This window comes from Ewingella sp. S1.OA.A_B6, from assembly GCF_049889095.1.
In the GTDB taxonomy this organism is placed as follows: domain Bacteria; phylum Pseudomonadota; class Gammaproteobacteria; order Enterobacterales; family Enterobacteriaceae; genus Ewingella.
Genome location: NZ_JBLJFK010000004.1, coordinates 213,048 through 225,908 on the forward strand (window position 1 = coordinate 213,048; position 12,861 = coordinate 225,908).

11 protein-coding genes are annotated in these 12,861 nt (G+C 54.0%); 3 read left to right on the top strand and 8 right to left on the bottom strand.

The genetic code is table 11. The features are described 5' to 3' along the window. Positions 1-56: 56 nt before the first annotated feature. Together ACMV8I_RS12105 and ACMV8I_RS12110 are read right to left on the bottom strand one after the other, a co-directional pair. Positions 57-1,538 (bottom strand): SulP family inorganic anion transporter, encoded by a 1,482-nt coding sequence (locus ACMV8I_RS12105; protein ID WP_498865464.1) that lies wholly within the window; start codon positions 1,536-1,538, stop codon positions 57-59. Further along, positions 1,531-2,166 carry a carbonic anhydrase gene (locus tag ACMV8I_RS12110; protein WP_498865465.1) on the bottom strand — a complete coding sequence of 212 codons (636 nt, stop codon included), beginning with the start codon at positions 2,164-2,166 and terminating at the stop codon, positions 1,531-1,533. The genes ACMV8I_RS12105 and ACMV8I_RS12110 overlap by 8 nt, the downstream gene beginning before the upstream one ends. Positions 2,167-2,514: 348 nt before the next feature. Here ACMV8I_RS12110 and ACMV8I_RS12115 point away from each other — a divergent pair, with 348 nt between their 5' ends. Continuing rightward, positions 2,515-4,689 (top strand): YgiQ family radical SAM protein, encoded by a 2,175-nt coding sequence (locus tag ACMV8I_RS12115; protein ID WP_498865466.1) that lies wholly within the window; start codon positions 2,515-2,517, stop codon positions 4,687-4,689. On the opposite strand, the gene rhaM is transcribed toward ACMV8I_RS12115, so the two are convergent. The 5 genes from rhaM to rhaB form a co-directional block, all read right to left on the bottom strand. Then, a complete protein-coding gene (gene rhaM, locus ACMV8I_RS12120) occupies positions 4,664-4,978 on the bottom strand; it encodes an L-rhamnose mutarotase (protein ID WP_498865518.1) in 315 nt (104 codons plus the stop codon). The genes ACMV8I_RS12115 and rhaM overlap by 26 nt on opposite strands. A gap of 61 nt (positions 4,979-5,039) precedes the next feature. Then, on the bottom strand, positions 5,040-6,188 hold the full coding sequence (fucO, locus tag ACMV8I_RS12125; protein ID WP_498865467.1) for a lactaldehyde reductase: 1,149 nt from the start codon (positions 6,186-6,188) through the stop codon (positions 5,040-5,042). 17 nt (positions 6,189-6,205) lie between these two features. Continuing rightward, complete coding sequence (gene rhaD, locus ACMV8I_RS12130; protein ID WP_498865468.1) at positions 6,206-7,030, bottom strand: rhamnulose-1-phosphate aldolase; 825 nt, start codon at positions 7,028-7,030, stop codon at positions 6,206-6,208. A gap of 64 nt (positions 7,031-7,094) precedes the next feature. Further along, complete coding sequence (locus ACMV8I_RS12135; RefSeq protein WP_498865469.1) at positions 7,095-8,357, bottom strand: L-rhamnose isomerase; 1,263 nt, start codon at positions 8,355-8,357, stop codon at positions 7,095-7,097. After that, on the bottom strand, positions 8,354-9,838 hold the full coding sequence (gene rhaB, locus ACMV8I_RS12140; protein WP_498865470.1) for a rhamnulokinase: 1,485 nt from the start codon (positions 9,836-9,838) through the stop codon (positions 8,354-8,356). The genes ACMV8I_RS12135 and rhaB overlap by 4 nt, the downstream gene beginning before the upstream one ends. A 348-nt stretch (positions 9,839-10,186) precedes the next feature. Here rhaB and rhaS point away from each other — a divergent pair, with 348 nt between their 5' ends. Next, positions 10,187-11,014 carry an HTH-type transcriptional activator RhaS gene (gene rhaS, locus ACMV8I_RS12145; RefSeq protein WP_498865471.1) on the top strand — a complete coding sequence of 276 codons (828 nt, stop codon included), beginning with the start codon at positions 10,187-10,189 and terminating at the stop codon, positions 11,012-11,014. 50 nt (positions 11,015-11,064) lie between these two features. Beyond that, positions 11,065-11,934 carry an HTH-type transcriptional activator RhaR gene (gene rhaR / locus ACMV8I_RS12150; protein WP_498865472.1) on the top strand — a complete coding sequence of 290 codons (870 nt, stop codon included), beginning with the start codon at positions 11,065-11,067 and terminating at the stop codon, positions 11,932-11,934. A gap of 248 nt (positions 11,935-12,182) precedes the next feature. Here rhaR and ACMV8I_RS12155 read toward each other — a convergent pair whose 3' ends face one another. Continuing rightward, positions 12,183-12,797, bottom strand: coding sequence for a hypothetical protein (locus ACMV8I_RS12155; RefSeq protein ID WP_498865473.1), 615 nt, complete (start codon positions 12,795-12,797; stop codon positions 12,183-12,185). Positions 12,798-12,861 lie beyond the last annotated feature (64 nt).

The following is a 12,861-nucleotide window of genomic DNA, read 5'->3' on the forward strand; positions in this document are numbered from 1 at the left end:
TCCAACGGCCTGCCCGGTTTCCCGGCAGGCCGTTTTTTATGGTCAAGCTGAGGGAGCTAACTCGGCCAGCGGTCCAGAACAATGCCACGCCCCGAAGCTTTCGCGCCAAATTCGGACAATACGGCTTTGACATCCGGATCAATGTAGTCGGCGTTGTCTTGTTCGACACGAACCACGCTATTGTCCGGTATTTCGGCCAGTAAGCTCTGCAAACGAGGGTTGTGCAAGAAAGTCAGGTTCTGTTGAAAACGTACCACGTAATGATTTTCGTAACGCGTCAGCTGTAACGCATTGCGATGACTTTTGTAGGTACTCGACAGCAGTTGAGCCAGTAAACCGATACCGATACCCGCCAGCATCCCGAACACTAAAATCCCCGCAAGCGTCGCGAGAAACGGTAAAAACTGCGGCAGGCCAAGACGCCACTGAGCGATGAACAGCTCGGGCGATGCCAGCTTATACCCGGTATACAGCAGAACCGCCGCCAGACAGGCCAGCGGGATGGTATTCAACAGATCGCTGAAGAACATGCCACATAACAGTAAAAGAATGCCGTGCAGCAGAATGGAAATCTTGCTGCGTGCGCCGGTATTGACGTTAACCGAACTGCGTACAATCACGGCGGTGATCGGCAGACCGCCGAGAAAGCCGCTGACCAGATTACCAATGCCCTGTGCGCGCATCTCCTTGTTTGGCGAGGGTGCGGGAGTTTGCTCTTTAAGCTTTTTCAGCGCTTCCTGGCTGAGCAACGTTTCCAGACTGGCAACCAATGCCAGCGTGGCGGCGATGATATAAACCTGCGGGTTGTTCCATGCACTCCAGTTCGGCGTCTCCAACTGCGCGGTGACTTCATCGACGCTGTCGAATTTAGGCAAAGTAATGCGCGGTAGCGATTGCATGACATCCGGCAGAATGCGGTCACCAAAGATCACCGCCAGACTCCCCCACAGCACGGCAATCAGTGGGCCCGGAATATAGGTCATCAATTTGATGCGTTTGAACGGAGCCGTAGTCCACCCCCATAAAATCAGTAAGGCCACCGCAGCGACCAGCAGCGAAGCCGGAGAAATGCTGACGGACGGATCGGCGATTAACGCTTTCAGGCCACCATCCCCTTCATAACCCAGCGCGACCGGAATTTGTTGCAGGATAAGCAACACACCGATCGCCGCCAACATGCCCTGAATGACTGAGCCAGGGACCAGCGAGACGAAGCGGCCGGCCTTGATAATACCGAAGATAATTTGCAGCACGCCCGCCAGCATTAATGCCAGCAGCAAAGTAGAGAAGGAACCGAGGGTTTGCATCGCGCCAACCACGATGGTGACCAAACCTGCTGCCGGACCGCTGACGGCAAAGCGCGACGGACTGAGCAGCGTGACCAGCACGCCGCCAATAACGCCGGTTAGCAAGCCAACAAAAGGCGGCATTCCACTGGCCTGAGCAATACCAAGGCTGAGCGGTAAGGCCACCAGAAACACCACAACACCGGCGGGAATGTCATAACGCAGGGTGGAAAAATCGAAAGACTTATTCATAGTCCGCACTCCCGGCAGCACTTTGCTGCACCAAGGGTTTGAGGTGACCGCTGTGCAGGTCGTAGACGCAGCCAAAAACGTGAAGAGGAGTGCTTTGTCGCCAGGCAGCCTGAACCGGAGCAGTGGAGATGAGAGTGGAGAATTGAGTCAAAACGTTGGCTTCAACCAGTTGGTTAAGCCGCTCGCTGTCATCACTCTTGGTACGGTGGAAATCCTCCAGCGGGGCTTGCAGGGTGTGACGTAAATGACGAATGCGGCGTGATAATGCGCTGTCTTCTGATGCCAGCGGCATCTCAGGTAGTTGCACCGCCGCCTGCACCCCGCCGCAGCCATAGTGACCGCACAAAACAATGCCGGAAACCTTCAGATACTCCAGCGCATATTGCAGCACGCTGATCAGATTATCGTCTTCAGCAATTACCATATTGGCGATATTGCGGTGCACAAACAGTTCGCCGGGATGCGCACCAGTCAGGACTTCGGCCGGAACACGGCTATCGGAACAGCCGATCCACAGCGTATGGGGTTGCTGCGGTTGGGAAGTAAATTGAAAGTAGTCAGGATCGCTCTGACGCTGTTTCTGCGCCCAGCTGCGGTTGCGTGCCAGAAGAGGTTTCAATATTGTCACGGTGTGCTTCTCTCGGTCTGAGGGACAAACAGGTTTTAGCCCGTTTGGCCGGGGCCATAAACGTCTAAAGATAAGATATCTTTAATTACGGTTTGAAGCTTATTTATACACTTTCTAACATGTTAGTCGGCAATTCAGCATAAGGATAATCTTAGAGTGATGGGATTTTGCTCACGCTATCCTGCCTTTGGGTGTAAAAAACTTTGATATCGCGCAGGTTAACATGCTTCTTGCCCACGTCTCGCGCGGCTTCACCGTATAATCCCCCGCCTCAAAAATTTTGACTACCAAGCGCTTTTACATAAGAAAAGCTTATTAATAAACTGTGTTTATGCACGAAGAGATCTCATGTCCATCAGCCTGATCCAACCCGATCGTCACCTCTTTTCCTACCCACTCTACTGGGCTGAATGTTTTGGCACGGCGCCTTTTCTGCCGATGTCGCGAAAGGAGATGGATCAACTTGGCTGGGACAGCTGCGATGTGATCGTAGTAACCGGCGACGCCTATGTCGATCATCCGAGCTTCGGTATGGCGATCGTGGGAAGGATGCTGGAAAAACAGGGCTATCGCGTCGGGATCATCGCTCAACCTGACTGGACCAGCAAAGAAGACTTCATGAAACTCGGCAAGCCCAATCTGTTCTTTGGCGTAACGGCAGGCAATATGGACTCGATGATCAACCGTTATACGGCGGATCGAAAATTGCGCCATGATGATGCCTACACGCCAGATAATAAGGGAGGGATGCGTCCGGATCGCGCTACCGTGGCTTACTCGCAGCGCTGCAAAGAAGCATTCAGCGATGTGCCGGTGCTGCTTGGCGGCATCGAAGCCAGCTTGCGGCGCATTGCCCATTATGACTACTGGTCGGACACGGTTCGCCGTTCAGTACTGGTGGATTCCAAAGCCGACATGTTGATTTATGGCAATGGCGAACGACCGTTAATAGAAGTCGCACATCGGCTGGCTGCGGGAGAGAAGATCACTGACATCGTTGACGTACGTAATACCGCTATCATGCGCAAAATGGCGCTGAGCGGCTGGAGCGGTGTTGATTCCACTCGTCTCGACAATCCTGGCCGTATCGAACCTATAATGAATCCGTATGGTGAAGATCTGCCGTGTGCCGAAGGGGTACTGCCTAAACCCGACGGCCCTCAGCCAATCAACGTTCGCGCGCCACAACCAAAGCCGTGGGAGAAAACCTACGTGCTCCTGCCGTCCTTTGAGAAAGTAAAAAATGACAAAGTGATGTACGCCCATGCCTCGCGCATTTTACATCATGAAACTAACCCAGGCTGTGCAAGGGCGCTAATGCAAAAACATGGCGACCGCTATGTGTGGATCAACCCGCCAGCGATCCCGCTGGCGACCGACGAAATGGATTTGGTCTTTGCCCTGCCCTTCCAGCGCGTACCGCATCCATCCTACGGCAAAGCACGCATTCCGGCTTATGAGATGATCCGCTTCTCGGTCAATATCATGCGTGGGTGTTACGGGGGTTGCTCGTTCTGTTCCATCACTGAACACGAAGGACGCATTATTCAGAGTCGCTCGGAAGAGTCGATAGTCAAAGAGATTGAAGAGATCCGCGACCGGGTTCCGGGCTTTACCGGCGTTATCTCCGATCTTGGTGGTCCGACCGCTAATATGTATATGTTGCGCTGCCAGTCACCACGTGCCGAACAAACCTGCCGCAGGGCCTCCTGTGTCTACCCCGATATCTGTAACCATATGGATACTAATCATGAACCCACCATCAAACTGTATCGCCGTACACGAGCACTAAAAGGTATCAAGAAAATCCTGATTGCCTCCGGTGTGCGTTATGACCTCGCGGTGCGGGATCCTTTGTATATTAAGGAGCTGGCTGAGTATCATGTGGGAGGTTATCTGAAGATCGCGCCGGAACATACCGAGGCCGGACCGCTGTCAAAAATGATGAAGCCGGGCATGGGCAGCTACCATCGTTTCAAGAAATTGTTTGATCACTATTCCCAGCTGGCGGGCAAAAAGCAGTATCTTATCCCCTACTTTATTTCAGCACATCCAGGCACACGCGATGAGGATATGGTCAATCTGGCGCTGTGGTTGAAGGAAAACAGCTTCCGGTTGGACCAAGTGCAGAACTTCTACCCGTCTCCGCTCGCCAGCGCGACCACGATGTATCACAGTGGCAAGAATCCGCTTAATAAGGTTGATTATAAAAGTGAGGATGTGGTGGTGCCAAAAGGCGAGCACCAGCGCCGCCTGCATAAAGCGCTGCTGCGCTATCATGATCCTCTCAACTGGCCGGTGATCCGTGAAGGGCTGAATGCGCTGGGTCTAAAGCATCTGATTGGCAGCCGTGCCGACTGTCTGATCCCGGCTGAAAGCGCCGACGACCGGGCACGAGGTTATGCCTCTCACAGACCGAAATTCACCAGCAACCCTGCGGCTACACGCTTTACCGGTGCTCCCGGCGTCATTCAACCCGCAGCGAAAAGAAAGCCGGTCAGTCGAGGTAAAAAACCGGTATAAGTGAGTCACTGAGCGGGCTGTTATCGACATTGGCTGGCATGAGGTCAGCCATATACTTCCACCACTTCTGGCAGATCTCCGTCTGCGCTACCGCGTTCCAGCGCTCTTCTGATTCAATCTCCACCACACCAAACAGCAGATGGCGTTTTTCATCGAGAAAAATGCTGTAGTTATGTGCTCCGTGGCTTTTCAGGGTCGCGGCCAGCTCCGGCCAGACAGGCGAGTGCCGCCGCTGGTATTCAGCGTGAGCGTCTGGATTTACCTGCATAACAAAGGCTTTGCGGATCATCATGTTCTCCGGAAAAGGGACGATAATTGCTCCTCCCTTTGTCAGAGGGAGGAGCAAAAGCTTACAGGGCGTTGATATACAACTCGCGGACCTGCTCGCGGCTGGCGCGGCGCGGGTTACAGGGCGCGCAAGGGTCAGCAAGGGCTTTATCCAGCCAACCTTCGATATCCTTTTCTGTGATGCTTAATTGCCTGAAACCCGCCGGAATACCGACCCGTTCTGACAATTTTCGGATCGCATCAATGGCGGCATGACTAGCCTGTTCCTCACTCATATCCTCAATTTTAACGCCCATCGCGCGGGCAATATCAGCGAAACGTTGCGGGCAGGAAGAGCGATTAAAGGCCTCGACCACCGGTAACAGAATGGCATTGCAGACACCATGCGGCAGGTTGTGGGTTGCTCCCGGCTGATGCGCCAGTGCATGTACCAGCCCAAGACCGGCGCTGTTAAATGCCATACCAGCCAGATACTGGCCCTGAGCCATTCTTTCACGGGCATCAAGGTTTTTTCCGTTTTCCACCGCTTTCGGCAACCATTCGGTAATCGTCGTGATAGCAGCGAGTGCAGTCGGATCGGTCAGTGGGTGAGCGCCAACCGAAACATAAGCCTCGATGGCATGCGTCAGGGCATCCATACCGGTTGCAGCCGTGACGCTGGCCGGAATTGCGACCATGATCGACGGGTCGTCCACGGCGATATCCGGGATCAAGTTGGTGTCGATGATCACTTCTTTCACCGCACGCTGGCTGTCGATAATCACCGCATTACTCGTCAGTTCAGCAGCGGTTCCGGCTGTGGTATTGATAGCGACCAGAAAAGCGCCCGCTTTCTTCACTTTGCCGACACCGGAATAAGCGGTCACCGGCCCCGGATTGGCAGTCAGAATTTTGATGCCTTTAGCGGTATCAATCGGGCTGCCGCCGCCGAAGGCAATAAGGTAATTGCACTGATTTTGCTGATACCGGCGAAAACCCTCGTCGACCACTTCTGAAGTCGGGTTAGGCAGTACGTCGCTATACATAGCGTAGGGTAAACCTGCCTTCTTCAAGGCCGAAAACAGTCCGTCAAGCAGGCCGAGTTCAACCAGTTGGCCGTCGGTCACGATCAGCGCTTTTCCTGGGATTTTAAGCGCTAACATGGCAACCATATCTTCAATTGCGCCCTGTCCGTGCAGGCTAATTCTGGGTAGTGCTAACATAAAGCTCATGGTGAAATTCCTTTTAATCAGGCTTTCAGTGCTGCCGCAAAAGGCGTGACCTCAAACCGCTTGGCCAGCGCGATCAGTTCTTCGGTGGAGATAGTCTGTTTCTTGCCACCCATCGAAATCACTTTCACCAGTATTTCTGCCGATTTCTCGGCGGTGTCGATCAGGCCAAAGGCATCGTCAAGTGACGGACCGCTGCCGAAGATACCGTGGAAGGCCCATAGCACCAGGCTGTGATGCTGCATCTGATCGGAAGTCGCCGCACCGATGCCATCGGTACCCGGTACCATCCAGGGCACAATGCCGATACCGTCAGGGAATACCACCAAACACTCAGTACTGCACTCCCAGATTTCACGGGTGAATTTCGCGTTATCCAGCTCCATCACGTAGGTCAGCGCAATCAGGTTGGTGGCGTGGCAATGCATGATCACCCGATCCTGACCTTGGGTAACATTGATGCGCACGGCGTGCGACTGCAGATGCGTGGCCAGTTCAGAGGTCGGCAGTCCGCCAGCGGTCAGGCCCCATAGAATGCTATAACCCGTGCCTTGGTTGTTGAGTTGCAATATTGCCAGCGATTCGGTGGGCGCCAACTGCACATTGCGGAAGAACTTGCCGGAGCCGGTAACGATAAAGTATTGATTCGCCAGTTCCGGTGCCGGTTGAGTCAGGGCTATGTTGCGTGGTTCAGTGTAAAAATCTGCTTTATAAGGAGCGATGTCCTCTGGCAGCAGGCGCAAGCTGACGTTGCCGCCATTACGCTCGTCCCAGCCCTTCAGCCACATGTCAGTCGTGGCTTTGATCATGCCCTGTACAAACCAAGCGTTGAGTAAAGTTTTCATGGTGAATTACCTATAAAAGAAACGGGTTAAAAAACAGTTCTGTTAATAAAGAGCGTTAACGGGCTTAGCGTTTCGCGAGTTCGGTTTTTTCGTAATGGCGGACGTTGTCCAGCCACTGGCCGCCGACCGGTACGTCCTGGCGCAGGCAGTACATGTCCCACACGGCCTGCCACGGCAGGCATTTCTGTTCTTCCAGCAGTGCCAGACGCGCGGTGTAGTCACCGCCGGTTTCGAGTTTTTTCAGCATGTCCGTCGGTTCCAGCAGGGCGCGCAGCAGGGCTTTTTTCATGTTGCGGGTACCAATCACCCACGCTGCAATGCGATTGATGGAGGCATCGAAGAAATCCAGGCCGATATGTACGCGGTCGAACAGATCGTGACGCACAATTTCATTGGCGATCGCCTGAGTTTCGTCATCCAGCAGCACCACGTGGTCACTGTCCCAGCGCACCGGGCGACTGACGTGCAGCAGCAGGCGTGGGACAAACAGCATAGCGCTGGAGATTTTGTCGGAGATAACCTCTGTCGGATGGAAATGCCCCGCATCCAGACACAACGCGGTCTGGCGGCTGGCCGCGTAACCGAGATAAAACTCATTGGATCCGACGGTGTAGCTTTCAGATCCAATACCGAAAAGCTTACTTTCTACCGCATCGATATGATGGCGGGCGTCAAGCTTCTCTGAAATTACCTCATCCAGGGCGCTCATCAGGCGCTGACGCGGCGCTAACCGGTCAACGGTGAGATCTTTCATGCCGTCGGGGATCCAGATATTCATTACCGAAGGCGTATTCAGTGCTTTACCGAAGGACGCGGAAACGCGGCGGCTGGCCTGACAGTGTTCAATCCAAAACTGGCGGACCGCCGGATTGGCGCTCGACAGCGTAAAACCGCCTGCACTCATCGGATGCGAGAAGCAGGACGGGTTGAAGTCCAGCCCCAGTTTATTTTTCTTCGCCCATTCGACCCACTGGCTGAAGTGCTTGGGTTCAATTTCGTTGCGTGCCACCGGTGTGTCGGATTCGAGATAAAGTGCGTGCAAGTTCAGTCGGTTAGGGCCAGGGATCAGCGAAATAGCCTGTTCCAGGTCGGCACGCAGCTGCCGGGCATTTTTGGCTTTTCCGGGGTAGTTGCCGGTGGCCTGGATCCCACCGGTCAGCGCGCCCTCAGGGTTCTCAAATCCCGCAACGTCATCGCCCTGCCAGCAGTGAATGGAGACCGGCAGCGTGTCGAGTTTTTTCATGGCGGCTTCGGCATCAATACCGAGCTGGGAAAAGCGTTCTTTGGCGAGTGTCCATGCGCTTTCGATAGAAGTAGATGACGTCATACTGTGAGCTCCTCATTGGCGTGGCTCAGCGCCTGAAAACGGCGCCAGTGGATAGCAAGTTCGGGTTGGGGTTGCGGCAAATAGCGCCGCTGCTTGAAATTGGTGGCAAGGATCTGCCGGTAAAGCGTGACGTTCTCGACCAGATTCAGGGCCATTAGCTGGCAGCCGATATTGCCGAGGGTTGAAGCTTCGACCGGCCCAGCGGTGACCGATGTTTGGCAGGTGTCAGCGCAGAGTTGGTTAAGAAAGGCGTTCTGACTGCCGCCGCCGACGATATGAATTTCATCCAGCGGGGCACCCTGAAGTTCAGCCAGCTGCAACGCAGTCTGGCGGTAAAGCATCGCCAGACTGTCGAAGATACAGCGCGCCAGCTCGGCCGGACTTTGCGGTACCGGTTCAGCGTGTTCACGGCAAGCGTCACGTATTGCATCCACCATCGATGGTGGATTGATAAAGCGCGCTTCGTTGGGATTAATCAGGCTGATAAACGGCGGCAGGCCGGCGGCGGCAGCGATCAGCGCGGGTAAATCTTTGACGTTCAGTTCGCCGCACATGCGTTGCAGCAGCCACAGTCCCATGATGTTTTTCAACACCCGCACGCTGCCGTTGATCCCGCCTTCATTAGTGAAATTGGCCTGCAAAGCGCTGGCGTGCGTGAAGGCTTTCGGACTTTCGATGCCCATCAGCGACCAGGTACCTGAGCTGAGATAGGCAGAGTATTGGCCGGTCATCGGCGCGGCGACGACGGCGCTGGCGGTATCGTGGGTGGCGACGCTGAGCACCGGCACCTGATGGCCGCGCGGCGTGGTCCAGTTGCCCAGTCTTTTGCCCGGCTGCGACGGTTTCCCCAACCAGCGGCGCGGTACGCCAATGTGCCTGAGCAGGGTGTCATCCCAGTCGCCGGTACTCAAATTGACCATCTGCGTGGTGCTGGCGTTGGTGTGTTCCCAGTTCAGTGCGCCCGTTAAGCGGTAATGAATATAGTCTGGCATCAGCAGGAGATGCTCGACCTGATCGGTGAGTTCCGGCTGCTGGCTGGTAAAGGCTTTTAACTGGTAGAGCGTATTGAAAGAGAGGAACTGAATGCCGGTGGTACGGTAAATCGCCTCGCGGCCAAGCGTGTTGACGGTGCTGGCCATCACGCCGTCGGTGCGTTTATCACGATAGGCGACGGGCAGGCCGACGCGCTTCCCCTGTTTATCGAGCAGGACAAAATCCACGCCCCAGGTGTCTACACCGATGCTGTCGATATGGATCCCCGATGCATCCAGCCGTTTCAGTCCGGTCAGAATATGGTGTTCCAGTGCGTCCAGATCCCAGGTGTCGTGCCCATTCACAGTTTTCAAACAGTTAGGAAAACGGTGAACCTCTTTAAGCTCGAAGGTTGGGAGTGTCCCTACATGTTCGGTATTGAATGTCGCGAGCATCACGCGGCCACTCGAGGCGCCAAGGTCAATTGCGGCAATGTGGTGGAGTGTCATCGTGGCCATTCCTTATCAGATATGACCGCAGTGTAAGGGAGATTTTTTACTGCCACCTTCCGATGAATGCCACGGAGTTTGGCGGGCTGGCAGCATTAAAAAGGTAGATGCGAGGCGGATCACAAAACAAGCCAAAAGCGGGATATTCAGGCTTTGAATGCAACAGGATGAGAGACATAAGAAGGGAGATGTGATCTTTACCGCAGTTCCGTTCAACAGGCATAAAATCTTTGAAAAATGACAACTGATCGTGCTTTCAGCGCCGCCGTTTTAAGGTTATTGGCTGCCGAGCAGGATAAGGTCATTTCACTGAGTATACTTATCCTGTTTCTGAACTGGAGGTGGTGAATGACGTTACTGATCGGTGATGATTATTTTGCAGCGCCTGAGTTGACCGTGACGGTTGAACGGCGCACTCCACAATCGGCATTCCCTGAGCACTACCATGACTTCCATGAAATCATGCTGGTGGAAAGTGGATGCGGTGTGCACATCTTTAACGATGCCCCTTACACACTGACTACCGGCACGGTCTGTTTTGTTCGCGCCAACGACAACCATCTGTTTGAAAATGTAGATAACCTGCGCCTGACCAATGTGCTGTTCCGTTCGCCGCAGGCTTTTCGTTTTCTGCATGATGTGGGCCGTTTTTTGCCACAAGAGCATCATTATCAGCAGCAGGCCCATTGGCAACTTAGCCCAAGTATTCTACAGCAGGTGCTGCAATGTATCACCGTGCTGGAACGCCAGTCAGCGGGGGTCGGTGCTGAGCAGATTGCTGCCACCGAAAGCCAGTTTCTACATCTGCTTATTTTGCTTTATCAGGACTGTTTTCAGCCACAAATGCGGGATGGATCGGAAAATAAAGTTAATCAACTTCTGCAATGGTTGCAGGAGCATTACAGTGAAGAGGTGAACTGGCTGGAGGCGGCCGATCGTTTTTCTCTGGCGCTGCGCACCTTGCATCGTCAAGTCAAGCAGCATACCGGAATGACACCGCAGCGCTATCTAAACAGGTTGCGGCTACTTGAAGCCCGCCGCCGTTTGCATCACAGCGATCAAAGCATCACTGACATCGCCTACGCCTGCGGTTTCAGCGACAGCAATCACTTCTCGACGCAGTTTCGTCGTGAATTCTCGGTGTCGCCGAAGTTAATGCGCAACCAACTGCGTTAGCTGCGACACCTTTTATATTCTTTGGTCTGACCGGGTTTGGGATAGCCACTATGTCGCTGAAGTTAATGAAGAATGATTTTTTCCTGACCAATAAAAATTCTGTCATGGTGGCTGAACGTCACCCGCAGGCGAACTTCCCCAGCCACGACCACGATTTTGACGAACTGGTCATAGTGTGGCGCGGAAACGGTCTGCACATCTGGAATGGTGTCCCCTACCCCATTACCTGCGGGGATCTTTTTTATATCAATGCCACCGATCGCCACAGCTATGAGTCAGTCAATGAACTGGCGCTGGATAACATCCTCTATTGCCGCGATCGGTTTGGTTTATCGGCTGAGTGGGCACAGTTGTTACCTGAAGAATTTGTAAGTCAGGAGCAGCGTTACTGGCGGTTGAGTTCTCTCGGGATGACAGTACTGAGGGAAAAAGTAGATGAACTGGCGACAGAGTGTATGAAATCTGAATCTCTGTCGGTGCAGTTGAGCGAAACCCTGTTGATGCAGTTAGCGTTGTTACTGCTGCGTTATCGCCATCCGCCAAACAGCGGAGTGCTGCCGGATGCCCATCAGCTGGATTTACTGCTGATGGCATTGCGGGGCAACATCAGCGACTCTTTTAATCTCGACAGTTTTTGCGCGCAGCATGGCGTCAGTTCCCGGGGTTTACGCACGCTGTTTAAGCAACACACCGGAATGAGCGTGTCGCACTATCTGCGGCAACTACGGCTGTGTCGCGCCATGAGTTTGCTGCGCTATGGTCATCAAACCATTGGCGAGGTGGCGGCTAAATGCGGGTTTGATGACAGTAACTATTTCTCGGTGGTATTCAACCGTGCCTGTGGTGTCTCGCCGCGAGATTACCGGCAGCGGTTCGCCGGTGATCTGCACAGAAACCTGCCCGTTCCAACGCTGTACTGAACGCCTGTTTGGTCAGGCGATACGGCGGGCTTCAACGCCCAGCAGCCAGGCCAGATTTTCAATGATTTTTCCCTGATGCCCAAGCCCAATAGCGCAATGATGCGCCGGGCCGCCACAGGACCATTTTACGGAGAACTCCCGCACATTAAGCGGGAAACGGTAGCGGCTGTTGGTATTGCCAATATCTAATAAATAGGCCAAAGCACCCAACTGGTGAACATGTGCTAAGGCATCCAGCGCGCAGTCGGTCAGGGTGGCGCGCTCAAGTTCTTCGACTTCACAGCTATCATCGACATCAAGCGTGTTTTGTACTTCCTGCCATTTTCTTGCCGTTGAGCAGAAGTGACCTGCTGGCGTAATGCCACTAACTGGCACATCTCCAGCGGTTTAAAGCGCACACCAAGCCGGGCCGACAGGTTGGTCATGTTGGAGTAAACATCTACCATGCCGTCGTAATAGTGCCCGAGCACGCCAATCTGGCAGCAGGCCAGTGCTTTTTTGAGCCTGGCGGCGAGCAACCACTCGTTCAACTGTGAACAAACCAGAGGATCGCCGTTAAGCGCACCGACCAGCAACTGATAGCGGATACCGGCGCGGTTGAAGACGTTGACTAATTCTGGCGCACTGCATAGCTGACAGTGCGCCAGCCATTCGCCGGTGCGGGTACCGCGATCCTGCATGTCGCGGATTTTCTGATAGGGCAACCCGGTTTCCGGTTGCAGTGCCAGAATGATCACGGGTAATCCGAGTTTTTTCACCCGCGATAGAATCGTGGCGCTGAGCGCGTAAGTACTAATATAGAGGCAGATAACGTCGCATTCTGCCTGATGAAAACGGCTGACCAAGGCATCGGCTTTTTGCAAGTTATCAACCAGGCCTCCGTCAGTTACGTTATGTCCGTCATTTTGCAGGCGTTCGGCGATGTCA

What these genes read in the sequence shown, in the direction of transcription:
- ACMV8I_RS12135 (WP_498865469.1), bottom strand. Translation starts at nt 8,357, where the DNA reads ATGACGTCATCTACTTCTATCGAAAGCGCATGGACACTCGCCAAAGAA.
- ACMV8I_RS12105 (WP_498865464.1), bottom strand. Translation starts at nt 1,538, where the DNA reads ATGAATAAGTCTTTCGATTTTTCCACCCTGCGTTATGACATTCCCGCC.
- fucO (WP_498865467.1), bottom strand. Translation starts at nt 6,188, where the DNA reads ATGAGCTTTATGTTAGCACTACCCAGAATTAGCCTGCACGGACAGGGC.
- rhaS (WP_498865471.1), top strand. Translation starts at nt 10,187, where the DNA reads ATGACGTTACTGATCGGTGATGATTATTTTGCAGCGCCTGAGTTGACC.
- rhaR (WP_498865472.1), top strand. Translation starts at nt 11,065, where the DNA reads ATGTCGCTGAAGTTAATGAAGAATGATTTTTTCCTGACCAATAAAAAT.
- rhaD (WP_498865468.1), bottom strand. Translation starts at nt 7,030, where the DNA reads ATGAAAACTTTACTCAACGCTTGGTTTGTACAGGGCATGATCAAAGCC.
- rhaM (WP_498865518.1), bottom strand. Translation starts at nt 4,978, where the DNA reads ATGATCCGCAAAGCCTTTGTTATGCAGGTAAATCCAGACGCTCACGCT.
- ACMV8I_RS12115 (WP_498865466.1), top strand. Translation starts at nt 2,515, where the DNA reads ATGTCCATCAGCCTGATCCAACCCGATCGTCACCTCTTTTCCTACCCA.
- rhaB (WP_498865470.1), bottom strand. Translation starts at nt 9,838, where the DNA reads ATGACACTCCACCACATTGCCGCAATTGACCTTGGCGCCTCGAGTGGC.